This is a genomic window from Flectobacillus major DSM 103 (assembly GCF_000427405.1).
GTDB lineage: Bacteria > Bacteroidota > Bacteroidia > Cytophagales > Spirosomataceae > Flectobacillus > Flectobacillus major.
Map to the genome: position 1 here is coordinate 1,768,920 of NZ_KE386491.1, position 17,336 is coordinate 1,786,255.

At 37.9% G+C, this 17,336-nt stretch carries 17 protein-coding genes and 1 riboswitch; of the genes, 5 read left to right on the plus strand and 12 right to left on the minus strand.

Annotated elements, in window-relative coordinates:
* Nucleotides 1–79 precede the first annotated feature (79 nt).
* From FLEMA_RS68055 to metE, 4 genes are all read left to right on the plus strand, one after another.
* A complete protein-coding gene (locus tag FLEMA_RS68055) occupies nt 80–1,306 on the plus strand; it encodes a LysM peptidoglycan-binding domain-containing protein (RefSeq protein ID WP_044171169.1) in 1,227 nt (408 codons plus the stop codon).
* A gap of 392 nt (nt 1,307–1,698) precedes the next feature.
* Nucleotides 1,699–2,640: a ribose-phosphate pyrophosphokinase gene (locus FLEMA_RS0109270; protein ID WP_026995230.1), complete on the plus strand. Its 942-nt coding sequence runs from the start codon at nt 1,699–1,701 to the stop codon at nt 2,638–2,640.
* An 84-nt stretch (nt 2,641–2,724) separates the two neighbouring features.
* The gene (locus FLEMA_RS0109275) at nt 2,725–3,291 is read left to right on the plus strand and encodes a 50S ribosomal protein L25/general stress protein Ctc (RefSeq protein WP_026995231.1); all 567 of its coding nucleotides are present in this window, start codon (nt 2,725–2,727) and stop codon (nt 3,289–3,291) included.
* A gap of 240 nt (nt 3,292–3,531) precedes the next feature.
* Nucleotides 3,532–3,729, plus strand: a riboswitch (cobalamin riboswitch).
* A gap of 188 nt (nt 3,730–3,917) precedes the next feature.
* Nucleotides 3,918–6,275 (plus strand): 5-methyltetrahydropteroyltriglutamate--homocysteine S-methyltransferase, encoded by a 2,358-nt coding sequence (metE, locus tag FLEMA_RS0109285; protein ID WP_026995232.1) that lies wholly within the window; start codon nt 3,918–3,920, stop codon nt 6,273–6,275.
* A 28-nt stretch (nt 6,276–6,303) separates the two neighbouring features.
* On the opposite strand, the gene FLEMA_RS0109290 is transcribed toward metE, so the two are convergent.
* The 12 genes from FLEMA_RS0109290 to FLEMA_RS0109345 all read right to left on the minus strand — a co-directional run bounded on the left by FLEMA_RS0109290 (nt 6,304) and on the right by FLEMA_RS0109345 (nt 15,952).
* Complete coding sequence (locus FLEMA_RS0109290; protein ID WP_026995233.1) at nt 6,304–6,834, minus strand: GNAT family N-acetyltransferase; 531 nt, start codon at nt 6,832–6,834, stop codon at nt 6,304–6,306.
* 18 nt (nt 6,835–6,852) lie between these two features.
* Nucleotides 6,853–7,554, minus strand: coding sequence for a VOC family protein (locus FLEMA_RS68060; RefSeq protein WP_044171171.1), 702 nt, complete (start codon nt 7,552–7,554; stop codon nt 6,853–6,855).
* A 139-nt stretch (nt 7,555–7,693) separates the two neighbouring features.
* On the minus strand, nt 7,694–8,812 hold the full coding sequence (locus FLEMA_RS0109300; RefSeq protein WP_026995234.1) for an ABC transporter permease: 1,119 nt from the start codon (nt 8,810–8,812) through the stop codon (nt 7,694–7,696).
* 12 nt (nt 8,813–8,824) lie between these two features.
* A complete protein-coding gene (locus FLEMA_RS0109305; RefSeq protein ID WP_026995235.1) occupies nt 8,825–9,931 on the minus strand; it encodes an ABC transporter permease in 1,107 nt (368 codons plus the stop codon).
* A 25-nt stretch (nt 9,932–9,956) separates the two neighbouring features.
* Complete coding sequence (locus FLEMA_RS0109310) at nt 9,957–10,187, minus strand: hypothetical protein (protein ID WP_144080071.1); 231 nt, start codon at nt 10,185–10,187, stop codon at nt 9,957–9,959.
* 150 nt (nt 10,188–10,337) lie between these two features.
* Nucleotides 10,338–11,090 carry an ABC transporter ATP-binding protein gene (locus FLEMA_RS0109315; protein ID WP_026995237.1) on the minus strand — a complete coding sequence of 251 codons (753 nt, stop codon included), beginning with the start codon at nt 11,088–11,090 and terminating at the stop codon, nt 10,338–10,340.
* Nucleotides 11,091–11,108: 18 nt separating this feature from the next.
* Entirely contained in the window at nt 11,109–12,017 is a 909-nt protein-coding gene (locus FLEMA_RS0109320) for an ABC transporter ATP-binding protein (protein ID WP_026995238.1), read from the minus strand.
* A 24-nt stretch (nt 12,018–12,041) separates the two neighbouring features.
* Entirely contained in the window at nt 12,042–12,974 is a 933-nt protein-coding gene (locus FLEMA_RS0109325; RefSeq protein WP_026995239.1) for an HlyD family secretion protein, read from the minus strand.
* Nucleotides 12,975–12,996: 22 nt separating this feature from the next.
* Nucleotides 12,997–14,253 carry a TolC family protein gene (locus FLEMA_RS0109330; RefSeq protein WP_044171172.1) on the minus strand — a complete coding sequence of 419 codons (1,257 nt, stop codon included), beginning with the start codon at nt 14,251–14,253 and terminating at the stop codon, nt 12,997–12,999.
* Nucleotides 14,254–14,349: 96 nt separating this feature from the next.
* A complete protein-coding gene (locus tag FLEMA_RS0109335) occupies nt 14,350–14,979 on the minus strand; it encodes a TetR/AcrR family transcriptional regulator (protein WP_026995241.1) in 630 nt (209 codons plus the stop codon).
* A gap of 88 nt (nt 14,980–15,067) precedes the next feature.
* Nucleotides 15,068–15,520, minus strand: coding sequence for an RES family NAD+ phosphorylase (locus FLEMA_RS0109340; protein WP_026995242.1), 453 nt, complete (start codon nt 15,518–15,520; stop codon nt 15,068–15,070).
* A 6-nt stretch (nt 15,521–15,526) separates the two neighbouring features.
* The gene (locus FLEMA_RS0109345) at nt 15,527–15,952 is read right to left on the minus strand and encodes an Xre family toxin-antitoxin system antitoxin (RefSeq protein WP_044171174.1); all 426 of its coding nucleotides are present in this window, start codon (nt 15,950–15,952) and stop codon (nt 15,527–15,529) included.
* Nucleotides 15,953–16,174: 222 nt separating this feature from the next.
* Between FLEMA_RS0109345 and FLEMA_RS0109350 the strand changes: the two genes are divergently transcribed.
* A complete protein-coding gene (locus tag FLEMA_RS0109350; RefSeq protein ID WP_144080072.1) occupies nt 16,175–17,131 on the plus strand; it encodes a Brp/Blh family beta-carotene 15,15'-dioxygenase in 957 nt (318 codons plus the stop codon).
* Nucleotides 17,132–17,336 lie beyond the last annotated feature (205 nt).

Genomic DNA, 17,336 nt, shown 5'->3' on the forward strand with positions numbered 1-17,336 from the left:
GCCGTTAGATAACTTTTGGACAATAATAAAAATTACTTTCCAAGGATTTGATAATTTTATAGCTTACTCAAACTTAACTATGACACACACTGTAAAACCACAGGAAACACTGTACGCTATTTCACGGAAATACAACGTAAGTGTTGACCAAATCAAACAATTGAATGGGCTTATAAGCAACGACATTTCCATTGGGCAGGTATTATATATTACCTTTGACGACGCCCCCGTGTATCCCAATGCCAACCCTGTAACTCCCAATTATAGCGATAACGTGTATCCCAATACACCACCAAGCTATCCATCTACGCCCACTTACCCAAGCACACCCTCGTACAATACGCCTTCGGGTAATTACAATAATAATAATAACAATGCAGCCGTTGGCATTGAGGCGTTTCAGGTAAGAAAAGAGAATAAAGGCTCGTACAATAGTATCGTTATTTCGTATCCGAGTGATTATGGAACAGATTCAACAAATCCTATGCGAGACAACTACCCATCTCCCAATTTGGTAAACCCAAGAGGGGTGTCGTATTTTGGAAAATCTACCTTTGATTCGCAACGAGCTCAATTTGAAGACCTTTGTCCACGCCCTTTTTATGCCGATATTTTACATTTTATTGGCAAAAACGAAGGTAGTTTCGATGCCGTCAATAGTTATGATAAAGCTATTTTTTCATTTGGGTTTATTCAATTTACAGGAGCAGTAGCAAGTGGCTCTATGCTGACACGAGTGTTGCAACGCTTCAAAAACAATAACCAAAGTGCATTCTATCAGTCATTTGGGCAATTTGGGTTAGATGTTTCTACTTATGGAACACCTTTATTTACCGTCAATACGGGTTATGGGCAAAAGCAAGGCGATGAAGCGTACCGAGAAGTAGCCAATAATTTACAGCTTACAGGAGTATTTATTGCATCGGGTTTTGAACGTGAAATGATTCGTGCCCAAATCCAAATTGCTCAAGAAGAATATATGAATAAAGCCTTGGCCGATAGCACAAGCGTTGCTGTGCTGGGGCAGGGGGTTTCGCTCAATAGAGTTCTGTATTCGGAAGGAGGTATTGCCTTGCGAGTAGACTTGTGTGTCAACAGAGGTTTGTCGGGGTCATTGGCTGTTTTACAAAAAGCTATTGCTCAGGTAGCCGCCGAATCGGGTATTTATTCGGTAGCATCATTGGGTAGTATCGACGAAAGAAGGGTGGTCGAAACCGTTGCCAATAATGACATAGAGCAGTGGAAAAAAGACCGTACTCGCAAGTTATTGAGTAGTAATTTTAGTTTTGACAAATACTCAGTTTGATGAAATCGAGAGCAGAATATGTTAGATCTTGGATCTGTGATGCCAGAATGATTGAGCGTAACGCCTTTTATCCCTATCTCACAATCCAAAACTTTTTATATATTCTTAAATCTTGATAATCAGTTGTCAGCTATTTTGTTGTAAAAGTCCTTGTTTTAGGTAATATAATACAGGATTTAGAGATAGAGCATTGGATTTTGGCTTGTCAATGAATTTTTGTTGGGAAAATTTAAAAAACTCTTGGCAAAAGAGTATAGAATATGGCGTAAATTTCGTACTTTTGCGGAAAATTTTAAATCGGGCGACAGAGAAATGATACCAAGATTAAAGATGATTTTTTCGCTTGGAGAGGCACTTTTTTCTTAGGGCATAACTCTTTCCTCACAATAAAAATGGCTTCCATAAATCAAGTTAAAATTTTCTCAGGGTCTTCTTCTGAATATTTAGCTAAAGAAATTGCAAAGTATTTTGGAAAAGAATTAGGCTCAACTACAGTACAAAAATTTTCAGACGGTGAAATGTCACCGAGCTTTGATGAATCAATCAGAGGATGCGATGTTTTCTTGATTCAGTCAACATTCCCACCTGCCGATAACCTGTTGGAATTGTTGTTGATGATTGACGCAGCTCGTCGTGCTTCGGCACACTATGTTACGGTTGTGATTCCTTATTTTGGGTATTCTCGCCAAGACCGCAAAGACAAGCCAAGAGTAGGTATCGGTGCCAAATTGATTGCCAATTTGTTGACTGCTGCAGGTGCTGACCGCCTTATGACACTTGATTTACACGCTGGACAAATCCAAGGATTCTTCGACTTTCCAGTTGACCATTTGGAAGGAACAGCTATCTTTGTTCCTTATTTGAAGTCGCTAGGTTTACAAAACCTTTTGTTTGCTTCGCCCGATGTGGGTGGGGTGGTTCGTACTCGTAACGTTGCCAAGTCGTTCAATGCCGATATGGTAATTTGCGATAAACACCGTAAACGTGCCAACGAAGTTGCTTCAATGCAATTGATTGGTGATGTAACAGGTGCAGATGTAGTGTTGGTCGATGACTTAATTGATACCGGTGGAACTATGTGTAAAGCTGCTCAGTTAATTATGGACAAAGGTGCAAAATCTGTAAGAGCTATCGTAACGCACCCAGTGCTTTCTGGAAAAGCCTACGATAATATCAGCAACTCGGTATTAACCGAATTAGTAGTAACTAATACTATTCCGTTGCAACAAGAATGCGACAAAATTAAGGTACTTTCTGTGGCTGAATTATTTGCCAAAGCCATCGGAAGAATCCGTGACCATGAGTCTATCAGTTCATTATTCATAAAGCACTAAGAATATTCTGAGGTGCAAATTTATTTTAACCGGTTACTAGAAGATAGCTATCATGTGAAAGGCTAGTAACATAATATCACTCAAATGAGAAAGATTGAAATTGTAGGTTTCAGAAGAGAAACCCTTGGTACTAAGTCGGCAAAAGATTTGCGTAACGAAGCTTTAGCTCCTTGCGTATTGTATGGTGGAAAAGACCAAGTACACTTTGCTGTACCATTGATTTTGTTCCGTGACTTGATTTACACACCCGAAGTAGCGGAAGTTGAATTGAACATTGAAGGCGAAATCCGTCGTGCTATCTTGCAAGATGCTCAGTTCCACCCAGTAAATGAAAGTATTTTGAACGTAGATTTCTTGGAAATCGTTGATGGTAAGCCTATCAAAATCGATGTTCCTGTAAAAGTAATCGGAAATGCTCCTGGTGTTCAAAAAGGGGGTAAAATGGTTCAAAAATTGCGTAAAGTAACTTTGAAAGGTCTTGCTGAAAACATTCCTGATTTTGTTGAAGCTGACATCACTGGTTTAGACTTGGGACAAACTATCAAAGTTTCTAAATTGAAAGTAGAAGGTGTTTCTATCTTGAACAACCCTTCAAACCCAGTGGCAACTATCGATATCCCACGTGCATTGAGAGGAAAAATCAACTCTTAATTCACCAAAGTTTCAAACTGATAGATATTCAAAATGCCGTCTCGAATGTATTTTCGAGGCGGTTTTTTGTTGTATTATCTAAATGGTTTTTCTATAAAATTTGGATTTTATGGTATTTGTAAAGATAAAATATCTATTAATCAATTATTTTTTTGTATAAATATCTAAAATTGACACAAAAACCAGAATATATATAAATTGTATTTTATACTCTTCTAACTTTGTCGTATCCTTTTGGTACACATCAATCGGAATATTAGTATCAAAGGCAGCTTTGATTGAAAAAGGAATCGTGTGAAAATCACGAACAGACGTGCTACTGTAATTAACCGTTCAGCCATGAACAAATCGTATGCAAGAATCCATTGTTCTATTCAGAATGAGAAGGAGCGTTACGATGTTATAAGTCAGGAGACTTGCTAATATTCTCAATGACAAAACTCTCACGAACAGAGTATTGGACACGCATTGGTTTTTCTTATTTTATCGGAATGCCATAACCACGCTTCAGGCTTGGCTGGTAGGCTTTTGCCCAATAAGTAAGTAAAATCTGGCTTTCAATTAAACTAGGTGAAGGAATTGGCGTGTGCTAAAATGTTTTTGTTCATTTCTAAACATTTTACAACATGATTACTCACAACCTTGGCTATCCTCGTATTGGTAGCAAAAGAGAATTAAAACGTGCCTCTGAACAATACTGGGCTGGCACTATTACCAAAGAAGAATTAGCATTGGTAAGTCGTCAAATAAGAACACAAAATTGGAAAATTCAGCAAAATGCTGGTATCGAATTGATTCCAAGCAATGATTTTTCGTTGTACGACCACGTTTTGGACACTTCGCTGATGTTAGGGGCGATTCCCGAACGCTATCATGTATTGATTGATGGAATATCGAGTAAGGAACTCGATATTTATTTTGCTATGGCTCGTGGCGTACAAAAAGAGGGCGTTGATATTGTAGCTTCTGAAATGACAAAGTGGTTTGATACCAATTACCACTATATTGTTCCCGAATTTGTTAAAAATCAAAAGTTTTACCGCTATTCTGAAAAGGCTATTATTGAGTTTGAAGAAGCCAAACAGTTGGGTATTCTTACCAAGCCTGTTTTGGTAGGGCCTGTATCGTACCTTTTGCTTGGAAAAGAAAAAGAGGAAGGCTTTAGCCGAATAGATTTATTAGATCAGCTTTTGCCTGTTTATATTGATATTTTACAAGATCTAGAAAGCCGAGGGGCTACTTGGGTACAGCTCGACGAGCCATTTTTAGTGATGGATTTGACCCAAAAAGAAAGAGAGGCTTTTGAAGTTGCTTATCAGAAAATCCGTAAGGCATTACCTCATTTAAAGATATTACTTGCTACATATTTTGAATGTTCTGGCGAAAATATCCATACAACAGTGGCCTTGCCTGTTGATTGTATTCATTTGGACTTGGTGCGTTGTCCTTCACAATTGTCTGATATTCTGGCTATTGATTCATTTGTGGCTTCCGAAAAATTTTTATCGTTAGGTCTGGTAGATGGTCGAAATATCTGGAAAAATGATTTTACAAAATCACTCAGATTTATCGAAAATGCCGTTACAGTATTGGGCGAAAACCGTGTATTGTTAGCTCCTTCTTGCTCGTTATTGCATAGCCCTTGTGATTTAGATTTAGAGAAAAACGAAGCTGTTTTGAGTCTAGAAATCAAAAACTGGATGGCTTTTGCCAAACAAAAACTTTCGGAGGTAGTGGTATTAAGCAAATTGTCAGGAGCATCAACTTTTGCCGAATACACCAATCAATTGCTTGAAAATCAGCAAGCTGTAGAAAGTAGGAAAGTGTCGGCCTTGATTCACCGCCCAGCCGTAAAACAGCGAGTGGCCTCAGTACAGAAAGCCGATTTTAGTCGTGAAAAAAGCTTTGCCGAACGTCAGGCTATACAATTAAAAACCTTGAATTTACCTTTGTTTCCAACTACCACGATTGGCTCGTTTCCTCAAACAGCCGATGTTAGACAGTTAAGGGCAAGGTATAAAAAAGGAGAAATTTCGCATGAAAACTACGTGAAGCAAATAGAGGATGCTATTGCCCTGTCGATTGAGTGGCAAGAAGAAATCGGTTTGGATGTATTGGTTCATGGCGAATTTGAGCGTAACGATATGGTCGAATACTTTGGCGAACAGCTTTCTGGCTATGTATTTACCCAAAATGGTTGGGTTCAAAGCTACGGAAGCCGTTGTGTAAAACCTCCTGTAATTTATGGCGATGTAGAACGTCCTGTACCAATGACAGTACAGTGGTCGACTTTTGCACAATCCAAAACACAGAAATATGTAAAAGGAATGCTTACTGGGCCTATTACGATTTTACAATGGTCGTTTGTAAGAGACGACCAGCCTAGAAAAGATACAGCGTATCAGATTGCCTTGGCGATTCGTGATGAAGTAGTAGATTTGGAAAAAGAAGGTATCAAAATTATTCAGATAGATGAACCTGCCATTCGTGAGGGCTTGCCATTGCGAAAAGCCAATGCCGAAGCTTATTTGAACTGGGCTGTTAATGCTTTCCGTTTGAGTGCTTCGGGGGTAAGAAACGAAACTCAGATTCATACTCACATGTGCTATTCTGAGTTTAACGATATTATCGAACATATTGCAGCCTTGGATGCCGATGTGATTACGATAGAAACGTCTCGTTCACAGATGGAGCTATTAGATGCCTTTGCCGAATTCAAATATCCTAACGAAATTGGTCCTGGGGTTTATGATATTCATTCGCCACGTGTACCAAGTGTAACCGAAATGGAAATTTTGTTGAAGAAGGCCCTAGAAGTAATTCCTGCAAGAAATTTGTGGGTTAATCCAGATTGTGGTTTGAAAACCAGACATTGGGAAGAAACTGAAAAAGCATTGAAAAACATGGTTGCTGCAAGCGAAAACCTGCGTGAATTGCATGGTTCAACTCAGTCGGTAGCCGACTATGATGGCTTTTCGTTATAAAAGATAGTTACTTAGCCTCCTCAAAAGCCTATTGGCCTGTTGAGGAGGTTAAGTGATACCAAGTGGTTGGGCTGTCGTCAAAGCTGAAAATCTCTTTGAATTGAAAGCCCAATTTTTCAAGAATATGTCGTGAAGCGGCATTGTCTACATCAGTAATCGCAAATATTTCGTGGAGTTGCATTTGCTGAAAAGCATAATCAATAATAGCCCTACATACCTCAGTGGCATAGCCCTTGCCCCAGTGAGCTTGTTGAAAGCGATAGCCCAAATCATAATAATTGATATGGTGATTGGTGCTTTCTGTTACCAGTTTTAAGCCTGCCCAGCCAACAAAAGTATTATCAGCTTTGAGTATTACCGCCCAGCGTCCTATTCCGTTGGTTTGATATTGTTTTCGGATAAATGCTATTACATCGACACTTTGCTGAATGTTGCTTAATGGCGGATGCCCAACATACTTTACCACTTCGGGGTCGGAGTCGAGTAAGAACATCCCCTCGGCATCTATAGGGAGTATTTCACGGATAATAAACCGTTCGGTCTCAATAATTGGTTTCATAGTATATCAGGACGCCACTTAAATAGCCCCATTATAAAAACTTTTTTCAACACTAAATGCTGCGTCGTATTTGATAGAAAAAACCTGATTTTCTACCTCAACTACAACCTCTGTCCATTGTTCTGTTGCTGGTGTTGATGTTGGAAACCAATTTCGTCCTGTTTGGGCAAAAATCAATAAACCTTCATCATTGCCCAAAGCTGCAAAATCGGGTAGGGGAGCTTGTTTAGCAAAATAATTAAGGCGATAATTTGTAATAAGGCTTGTTGTAGTGGCCTTTACATTGTCGACGGCAAAGCCTACTTCGCTTACAGCTATTACCTGATTGCCAGAAAACTCATTTTCATGACTTGGGGCTAAATCAAACCTAGCAATAAACTCAACGATATTTTGATTATTGTCATAAAAATAAAACGATTTTGCATGCCAAGTGGCAAAATTAGAAACTTTTTGGTTAGGGGTAATTTCAATCAGAGGCATCCGAGCAGCCACCCAATCAAAAGCTTGTTCAAGTTGGTTGGGGTGAATATTAAAGGCAAAATGATACACAGGCGTATTGTCGAGAAATGGCGATAGCTGAAAACCTATTGTGGTAATTCCTGCCCGAAATGCAATATAATCGCTATTTTCTGTTACAATAGGCAACCCTAAAATGGTATGGTAAAACGTTTTGGTTGCTTCGAGATCCTGAGTGCTTAAAGAGAGTTTTAAAATCTTCATACTTTTAATGGAACAAATTTATTATTGGATGTATTATCATAACACAGCAATATAATGTTTTGTCCATTTTTGAAGAAAGGCTCTTTAATTAAGTCTATTATTACTATATTTTACTTAAATATTCCCAAAATACTGGTCATTATACCTGTTTTCGATAGGTCCAAATTGCCAGCCCATTAAATACTGTAGCAAAGCCCATAATAGCCAAAAGATGCTCCTTTATTTCTTTTAAGCCCGACCCTTTGATAACCACCAATCGCATCACTTCGATAAAATAGGCTACAGGATTGAATTTTGTGATGATTTTAGCCCACTGGGGCATACCATCTATAGAGGTATATAAGCCTCCCATAAGCACAAATACCATAATCAGGAAAAACGAAATAAACATGGCTTGCTGTTGGGTATCCGAAAAGTTGGAAACCAGTAACCCAATACCCAATACCGCCAATAGGTATATAGCCGTGAAAAAGAATATCAAAACCAAACTTCCCACAGGAATAATACCAAATACAAGGCGGCTAATCACTAAGCCAATGGCGGTTACGAACAAGCCCAATAACCAAAAAGGAATGAGTTTGCCTAAAATAAAATGATGTTTTTTGATAGGCGTTACATTGATTTGTTCGATAGTACCCACTTCTTTTTCTTTAACAATATTCAATGCCGATAGAAAAGAACCTACCATAGTTACCAGAATTACAAGAATACCTGGTACCATAAATAGCTTGTAGTTCATGGTTGGGTTGTACCAATTGCTTGTTCTTATATCTATCAATGGGGCGTTATTGAATCGAGGCAGGGTAATCCAGTCTAGGCGAATATCCTGATTGAAATCACGAAGGATACTTGCCATATACGAACCGCCAAGATTGCCCTTCATGCCATTGACGGCATTGACCGCCAAAAGTAATTGGGCAGAATTTTCCTTGATAAGGTTTTTCTCAAAATGAGGAGGTATTTCTAAAATCAAATCAGCCGAATTGTCTTCAATCGTTTTCATTGCTTTGGAATACGAATCGGCATAGTTGACTAATTTGAAATAACCCGAACCTACGATTTTAGTAATCATCAGCCTAGAGTAAGGCGAATGGTTGTGGTCGACTACCGTAAAATTGACATTTTTTACTTCATAATCGGCCGCCAATGGCAATACAATCAACTGCATAATAGGCATGACAAAGATAATCCGAAGGATAGAGCCATTTCGGAAAATTTGTCGAAATTCTTTTTCTAACAAAAAATAGAGAGTTTTCATGGAGTATTGTATTTATTCTAACCTGATTTTATAGTTTTTTAGGGCTATTCCCAAAAACACACAGGTCATGGCTAATAAAATGAAAGTTTCTTTCAAAATACTTTTAAAATCGAGTCCTTTAATCATGACATCTCGAACAATAAAGAAATACCATTTTGAAGGAATAAAATTCGAGATTATCTGCATGGGTAAAGGCATATTTTCGATAGGAAACATAAAGCCACTAAAAATGAGCGTTGGCAGCATGAGTATCATCAACGACACCAACATGGCTACTTGTTGTGAGTCGGTGATGGTAGAAATAAAAAGACCCAGTGCCAACGAAGCAAAAATAAATAGCAAACTTTCGCCTAAAAGCAATACCAAACTTCCTTGTATGGGTACATCTAGTAGAAATACACTGAGTAACAAAATAGTGGTGACATTGATACATGACAAGAAAACATAAGGAACGGCCTTGGTAATAATGACCATTAATGGTGGTACAGGCGATACCAACAGGATTTCCATAGTGCCAAGTTCTTTTTCACGGACAATAGCAATAGATGTCATCATAGCCGAGATCAATAACAAAATCATGGCCATTACACCCGGAACAAAAGTGTATGCCCCTTTCAATTGGGGGTTGTACAACATACGTATTTCGGGCTTGATAGTGTAGGGGAGCGGATTTTGGGCTAATAGTTCGTCCTGAAAATCTCGAATAATGGCACTTGCATAATTACTTACGGTATTGGCTGTGTTGGGGTCGGAAGCATCAGCAATAAGCTGAATACTTGCCTGATTGGTGTGGAGTAGTGTTTCTTTAAAGTGTTCTGGAAAAACAATGGCTAGCCTGATTTTCCCAGTTTTGAAGGCTTCGTGAATATCTTTGGTATTGGTTATGTTTTGTTCAATATCAAAATACCGACTAGCTTCAATTCTTTGGATAATTTTTTGAGAATAATCATCCTTCGCTTGGTCTAGAATTACCACACGAGAATCCTTCACTTCGTTGGTAAGGGCAAAGCCAAATAAAATAATTTGGACAATTGGCATACCAAACAAAATCAGCAAAGTACGTTTGTCACGTAAGATATGTTTGAATTCCTTTGTAATAAAGGCGATGAATAACTTCATTTTTTGACAGATTTATGTTGAAATCCTAATCGGTATATAGCTCACAAATAATATCAAGACTTTGTAACTGCTCGATAATCTGAAGGCATAATAGGGGGTTGTGGGGAAGGGCAACAATTCTGATTACATGGTCAATATCTTCCCAATCTATTGTCCAACATTGAATTTCGGCAAACTTTCCAAGCCCAGCCATTAGCTGAGCGAGTCTATCTTTAGATATATCGTAGGGTTTCAAAAGAATAATTTGGGATTCCATACCATACGTATTGTGTTTTATTGCAAAATTATTAGGCATTGTATGAATAGTTTTTGGCAAGTAAGAATACTAAATTAGCTTGAGAAATTACTATATAATATATTGAAAAACAGTTATTTGTCAATACAGCTTGTTCAGTACTTCTATCTATTATTCACCTCTTTGGGCTTTTCGTGCCAACTGATGAAATACCTCGTCCATAGAATGAGCATTAAATTGTTTTTTAAGATTGCTAGGTGTATCAAGAGCTTCTATTTTACCATCAACCATAATAGATACCCTGTTGCAATACTCAGCTTCGTCCATGTAGTGAGTTGTAACAAAAATCGTAACGCCACGGTTGGCTGCTTCATAAATCATATCCCAAAACTGGCGACGAGTAATAGGGTCGACCCCGCCAGTAGGTTCGTCAAGAAATACAATTTTGGGTTCGTGGAGTATGGCAATCGAAAACGAAAGCTTTTGTCGCCACCCAAGTGGTAATGAAGCTACTAGCTTGTCAGCTTCTTCTTCTAGCCCTAATTTTTGAATTAAAGCTTCGCTTTTTACTTTCAAATCTTTTCTGTTGAGGCCATAAATACCGCCAAAAAAGCGGATATTTTCTCGAATAGTGAGGTCTTCATATAGCGAAAATTTTTGGGACATATAGCCGATATTTCTTTTAATATCCTCGGTTTGGGTATATACATCAAAACCTGCAATAGAAGCTTCGCCAGCAGTTGGTTTTGAAATACCAATAAGGATTTTCATGGCGGTGGTTTTGCCTGCACCGTTCGCTCCCAAAAATCCAAATATTTCACCTCGGTATACCTCAAAAGTAATAGCGTCTGTTGCCGTAAAATCACCAAATCGTTTGGTCAGATTTCGGGTTTGAATTACAATATCCTTGTTGATTGGTTTCATTGCTGTTGGGTATTTGGGCTACATCATGGCCATAAAACAGTCTTCAATAGTAGGCTCAACTTCGGTAATTTGAAGAGCCAAGCAATCCTTTTCTCCCAGATATTCCAATAAGGCTTTCATATCGGCTTGGTTGTTTTGCAAGGTTAAATGATGACTTTCGCCAAAGCTAAAACATGAGTGCGTTGATGGAAATGCTCGTAAATCCAGTAATAATTGATACATATTTTGGCTTTTAATTGCCCAAAGTTTTTTGGGAAACTTCCGAATAATATGCTCTGGTGAATCAATATCAAGGATTTGTCCTTTTTGAATCAGTGCCACACGGTCGCACAGGGTGGCTTCGTCCATGTAGGGAGTCGACACCACAATGGTAATACCTTCTTGTTTGAGGTTTTTGAGCATTCCCCAAAATTCCTTTCTCGACACAGGGTCAACACCAGTAGTGGGTTCGTCCAAAAAAAGTACTGTTGGTTTATGAATTAAAGCACAACATAAAGCTAGCTTTTGTTTCATACCCCCCGAGAGTTTGCCTGCTTTTCGGGTTTTGAAAGGTTCTATTTGTTGGTAAATATCCTTGATTAAATAATAGTTTTCTTGAATAGTTGTGCCAAATACTTTCGCAAAAAAATCCAAGTTTTCTTCTACGCTCAAATCTTGGTATAACGAAAAACGTCCTGGCATATAACCTACTCGTTGGCGAATGGCCTTAAAATCATTTTTGACATCAAAGCCATCGACCGTAGCACTTCCTTTTTCGGCTAGAAGAAGGGTGGTTAATATGCGGAAAAGGGTGGTTTTGCCAGCACCATCGGGGCCAATCAAGCCAAATAATTCGCCTTGTTCTACTTGAAAAGAAATATCGGATAGTGCCGTTACTGTTCCTTTTTCAAATGACTTGTGTATATTTTGAGCTACAATTGCTTGCATTTGCGTTGGATTTGAAGGTTGAAATTATAGCTTTATTTCGCCATACATACCCAATTTGAGATAACCATCGTTTTTTACCCTGATTTTTACGGCATATACCAAATTGGCCCGTTCTTCTTTGGTTTGGATGGTTTTTGGGGTAAATTCGGCCTTATCAGCAATCCAGTAAATTTGCCCTGTTAGTTCCTTGAAGCTGTCAGTGCCATTGTCTACCAAAACTTTTACGGTTTGGTTGAGCTTTACCTTGGGCAATTGCGAGCCACTCAGATAGGCACGCAGTGTTAGGGTTGATAAATCTGCAATTTTGTATAGTGCCTTACCCGGTGCAGTTACCTCGTAGGTTTCGGCGTATTTGGTCAAAACCGTTCCTTTGATAGGATTTACAATGTTGGCACGACTGATTTGGTCGTTGAGTTGTGCCACTCTTTTTTCTAAAGGAGCTTTTTCGCTATTGATGCCTCTATTTTGTAAAGCAACTTGGGTTTTTTGAGCCGTAATTTGGCTCGACAATACCTGTATTTGTTTTTTTACTAGTGCTATTTGTCCTTCTATATCATCGAGTTGCTTGCTAGGGGCAGCTTCCGACTTAACAAGGTTGGTGATTCTTCTGTGTTCTTTCTCCAAAATACGTAACTGTTCCTTTTGTACGTCTATTTGGTTTTCTAATACTTTTATTGGGGCCGTTGGGTCGTTAAATTTTTGGGGCAAACTCTCAATACTTGACTCGATTTGTTCTTTCTGAATAGTCAAATTGAGCATATCGATTTGACCCACTTTTTGTCCTGCTGCTAGTGTATCGCCTTCATTGATATTGAGTGTCAGGATTTTACCGCCTATTTCCGAAGAAATAATGGTTTCGTTGGCCTCAAAAGTACCCGATGCGTCAGATTGGTCTGTGTTTTTTTGACAGGAAATAAGGCTACAAGCAAAAGAAATGACAATAATATGCTTTTTCATGATGATGTCGTTGGTTTTTATGTTACTGACCCAAAATGGTTTGATAGTTGGTTTTGGCAAGTAATAGCTGAATTTCGTGCAAGAGTTTATTTTCTTTGGCTTGATTTTCGGCAGTAAGGTCGCTGATAAAATCACTTGCTGTAATTGTTCCGTTATCAAGCTGGATACTCGATGTTTGCTTGATTTTCTCTCTTAAAGCTATCATTTGTTTATCTTTTTGAATAATACTTGTTAGCTTTTCGATTTCGCTAGTAGCTTGTTTTAGGGCTATGTTATTGTTAAGTAAGAATATATCTTTCTGAATATCAATACTTTGCTGTGATATAGACAAGATAGCTTTTTCGTTTTTGTGTGTATAAAATCCACTTAACGACCAGTTTACACGAAGCCCGCCAAGGTAATAGCCTGTAAAACTATTGTCTAAAAAATTAAGGGCTGGCCGCCCCAAGCCTGTTTGTAGGAAAAGCCCAACTTTGGGCAAATACTTGGCCTTTAATTGTAAATTTTGTTGGTCGATAGCCTCTTTTTGCAATGAAAATAAGGTTAATTCAGGGCGTTTAAAAACCGATTCGGACGAAGCTTGTGGATAAATGGGGCTTTGTAACTGAGCATTGGCCATGTCTTGATTTAGTAATAGTCCTAGCGACTCACGTGCCGATTTTTCGGCAGCAAGAATTTCGATAACTTTTTGCTCGGTTTTCAACAATTCCACCTGTAAAGTGTTCAGCGTGCTGGTAATACTTACACCATTCTGAATTCCCGCTTGTACTTTACTAATTTTAGCTTGTAACTCATTCTGAATATCTTGTGTGATTTTCCATTGATTTTTAGCGAGTAAAATACTGAAATAGAGTTGGTTAATGCGTTCTTTGAGCTTGTCGAGCTCTACTTCAATTTTTTGTTCATCTACTTTTGTATTGGCTATTTGTACTGCTTTTTGGGCTTCTGTTATTCCACCATCAAAGATATTCTGTTTGATTTCGGCATATAGCTTGTATTGGTCTTTGGCTATTTGCTGAATCTCACTATTGGGTAGTTTGATGGGAATACTCGTTACATCCGACTGGTAGGTGGCCTGACCTATCAGCTCAACCTGAGGTTTTTTGTTGGTTTGGAGGTTGTGGAGTTGCTTGGTTAGAATGCTGTTGAGATACCCTCTTTGCCGAGCTAAAGGATAATTTTGTTTGGCTAGCCGATAGCATTCTTCCAATGTATAGTTTTGTTGCCCATATATTTGCCAACTATGAACAAGTATTAGAAATAAAATGACTTTTCTCATTTTTTTAACTATTTGATTTAACTATTTGGTTAATTTTTGGGTAAAAATTTAGCAAGCCTAAATAATTAAGCAAGCAATTGATTAATAGTAAGTTACTTATTTATTAAGGCCACTTGTATTGGTCAATGAAAGTATGATAGTTTGGTAAACTTCTTTTTTACGTTGTAGGAGTAATTCCTGAAACAAGGCATCTGGAATATCTACCAATATATTTTGGATAATGGGTTTTCCTATAAACGGAAACACGCACATCGAAACAATATTGATAAGCAGGTGAATAGGCGTTATTGGCCTAATTTCGCCCTTTTCAATGGCCTGCATAATTTCCAAAGCCAGACTTTTGAATAAAGGAACTTCTCCATTTTTTTGGATTACACCTATGATCAAATCTGGGTTTTTCGATAACTCGTTGGCAACAAATAGTGGTATCTCAGGATTTTCCATTAAAAAGTTGATATAAGCTTCTATAATTGCCTCGATTTTTTGAAACAAGTGAGCCTCGGAATCAATGATTTTATTGATATTGGGTACAAGTTTGCCAATAAATCCTGAGAATACATTGGTGAAAAGTTTCTCTTTATTTCTGAAATAATAATGAAGTAAAGCTTTATTGATACCAGCTTCGTCTGCAATGTCTTGCATTCGTGCTCCGTCCCAACCTTTTTTTAAGAATATTTTTTTGGCTGCTATTAGAATCTTCTCCTCTGTGCTAATTTCTGCTATCATTTTTATCAAATAGTTTAACCATTTGGTTAAATATGGCACAAAGTAAAAATGCCTAGGAGAAAAAAGCAAGAGAATGGGGAAAAAAATATTACTTGATTCGATTGTCAAACTCAAAATCTTCTTGTCCGAGTAAAGTAATATGCCTGAAGTCGGGGTGACGAACATTAATAAGAAAATTGTATTCTTTAGGAATAATAGCCGAGGGTACTTTCAATAAAGGAAATTGATTTTGATTAAGCCATTCATTACCAATGTGTTGGCATATTTCGTAGCCATCCATTGTGCTTTTGTTCCAGCCAAGAGGGAGTTCTTCGGGGCTAATTTCTAGAATACCCAACGATTCGGGAACGTCGATAAGCATTACTTTAAATACTTGCTGAAGCCCTTCGCCAGAACGATGCACAACGTTTTCGAGGCAAGCCAAAGCCCTACTCGAAGCCGTATAAATCACAAGTTGTCCTTTGCTATTCCAGCGGGCAGCATTGCCCGAAGCGTACAGGCTATCGGCCCATTGGGCCAATGTAATTCGATAAACTTGCATGCGTAACTAGGCTAAATCTCCGTATTCGATTCTAATTAATTCTTCCATGATAAGTTCGATACCTCCAGAAGTTTGCATCAAGTCGTAAGGTATTTGCCAGCCTAATCCATAAGCAGGCTTATTAACCCAATTGCGGAAAGCCTCAATATTGCCAAAAATTTCAGTACCTTTTTGGTAAAGGGCGATCAGTTTAAGGGCATGCTCGCTACTTACAACATCAAGATTGGCATTTGACTGAGTGTAGCGTTGTATCGTTTTGGTAGAGGTATGAAAAAGCTCGGCCAATTGTTCTTTTTTGAAACCAGACAATATGAAAATATCGTAAAAGGCATTGGCATTCAGGCCATTGCGAGCACTTAGTACAATGGCTGTATTATTTTTTATTTGAGGAGCATACTTTTGGTAAATGCTCGAAATGTCGTCTCTTGCCATGACTATAAAAGTTTATTTGATGTAAAGAAATGGAAATTTGTCTGGAAAAGCAAGACAAATTTCCATTTGATGAGTAACAAAAGGCCAAATCGTTTAGGGCGTTGTATGTTGAGGTACAATATATGTTTTATTTAGGTATCATTAATTATTTTGTACTCTCATATCAAGTTGTACCTTTGCCAAAGAAAAATAGTAATCATTACATTTGAAACAGAACTAGAAGTGACTAAATTGTTGAAAGGTATTGCTTACAATCCTATGATTGTAACAATTGTTTTGGGAATCATTTTATTGATTTTTCAGGAAATAAAAGGAGAATTGACTGTTTGGATACAGATTTTTTTTGCATTTGGGTTTGTATTTTTTATAGGCATTCCGCATCGTGTTATGGACATCTGGCTAGAGCAAGAGCATCAGCGACGTGCAGGAAAACCTTTTAATAAGATACTATTTTATATAAGATATATTATTTCGATTGCTTTGCTAAGTACCTTATGGTATTTTGTTCCGACACTGAGTATTATATTGTTTTTGTTGCTAACAGCATGGCATATTGGTGAATCCGACCTGAAAAATGTTCCTGCCAACAATATTTTGTGGACTTGGACACGGTTTGTTTATGGGTTGTTTATTGTTTCGTGGCTGTTTTTATTGCATGGCTCACAAGCAAGTATATTATGGGCAAGCATTACTAAACAAGACTACTTTATGATGCAAATATGGCTATTGCTCAATGCCTATAGCAATACCATTATTACAACTTTGGGGGTTATGCTTACTTTGTTGTTGTTGTTAGTACAGTGGAAGTTTGAGATGCCATTGGAGTTGAAGAAAGTAGTATTCTTAATTTCTATTTTGGTAATTTCGGCATGGTTGCCACTATTACCTGCCATAGGCTTATATTTTGGAGGTTGGCATGCGGTCAATGCTTTTTCCGATGCTCATCGTTATTTTTTGCCTCAGGGAAGAAGTATTCTGACAGCCTTTCAACTGTGGTTGCATATTATGCCTCTTACATTAGTAGCTGTATTTTTGACTTTGGGATATGCCTATTTTTGGGCAAGTTATGCCAAAAGTATGAACCCTATTCCAATTTTATATTTGTTGGTAGCCTGTACTATTTTACCTCACCAGTTGCTAATTAGCCAGCTTAACAAACAAGACAAAAGTATTCGATAATTTGTGATAGAAAAAGGCTAGTGATACTTTGATTGCTTCATTGTAAGTATTTGACATACAGGTGTTTTGATGAGGTGGTATAATGCTATACAAGCTTGGTTTTGAGGAGTTTATTAAACTTGATACATTGAATTTGGTTTTTTGATGATGAAAAAAGCTTTATTCTTCTTTGAGAAAAGAGGAATAAAGCTTTTACATTTGACAT

Excerpts from the sequence above, each read along its gene's own strand:
- FLEMA_RS0109300 (WP_026995234.1), bottom strand. The coding sequence starts at position 8,812 with ATGAAAACTCTCTATTTTTTGTTAGAAAAAGAATTTCGACAAATTTTC.
- FLEMA_RS0109290 (WP_026995233.1), bottom strand. The coding sequence starts at position 6,834 with ATGAAACCAATTATTGAGACCGAACGGTTTATTATCCGTGAAATACTC.
- FLEMA_RS0109310 (WP_144080071.1), bottom strand. The coding sequence starts at position 10,187 with ATGGAATCCCAAATTATTCTTTTGAAACCCTACGATATATCTAAAGAT.
- metE (WP_026995232.1), top strand. The coding sequence starts at position 3,918 with ATGATTACTCACAACCTTGGCTATCCTCGTATTGGTAGCAAAAGAGAA.
- FLEMA_RS0109270 (WP_026995230.1), top strand. The coding sequence starts at position 1,699 with ATGGCTTCCATAAATCAAGTTAAAATTTTCTCAGGGTCTTCTTCTGAA.
- FLEMA_RS0109305 (WP_026995235.1), bottom strand. The coding sequence starts at position 9,931 with ATGAAGTTATTCATCGCCTTTATTACAAAGGAATTCAAACATATCTTA.
- FLEMA_RS0109325 (WP_026995239.1), bottom strand. The coding sequence starts at position 12,974 with ATGAAAAAGCATATTATTGTCATTTCTTTTGCTTGTAGCCTTATTTCC.
- FLEMA_RS0109330 (WP_044171172.1), bottom strand. The coding sequence starts at position 14,253 with ATGAGAAAAGTCATTTTATTTCTAATACTTGTTCATAGTTGGCAAATA.
- FLEMA_RS0109320 (WP_026995238.1), bottom strand. The coding sequence starts at position 12,017 with ATGCAAGCAATTGTAGCTCAAAATATACACAAGTCATTTGAAAAAGGA.
- FLEMA_RS0109340 (WP_026995242.1), bottom strand. The coding sequence starts at position 15,520 with ATGCAAGTTTATCGAATTACATTGGCCCAATGGGCCGATAGCCTGTAC.
- FLEMA_RS0109315 (WP_026995237.1), bottom strand. The coding sequence starts at position 11,090 with ATGAAACCAATCAACAAGGATATTGTAATTCAAACCCGAAATCTGACC.
- FLEMA_RS0109345 (WP_044171174.1), bottom strand. The coding sequence starts at position 15,952 with ATGGCAAGAGACGACATTTCGAGCATTTACCAAAAGTATGCTCCTCAA.
- FLEMA_RS0109275 (WP_026995231.1), top strand. The coding sequence starts at position 2,725 with ATGAGAAAGATTGAAATTGTAGGTTTCAGAAGAGAAACCCTTGGTACT.
- FLEMA_RS68055 (WP_044171169.1), top strand. The coding sequence starts at position 80 with ATGACACACACTGTAAAACCACAGGAAACACTGTACGCTATTTCACGG.
- FLEMA_RS68060 (WP_044171171.1), bottom strand. The coding sequence starts at position 7,554 with ATGAAGATTTTAAAACTCTCTTTAAGCACTCAGGATCTCGAAGCAACC.
- FLEMA_RS0109335 (WP_026995241.1), bottom strand. The coding sequence starts at position 14,979 with ATGATAGCAGAAATTAGCACAGAGGAGAAGATTCTAATAGCAGCCAAA.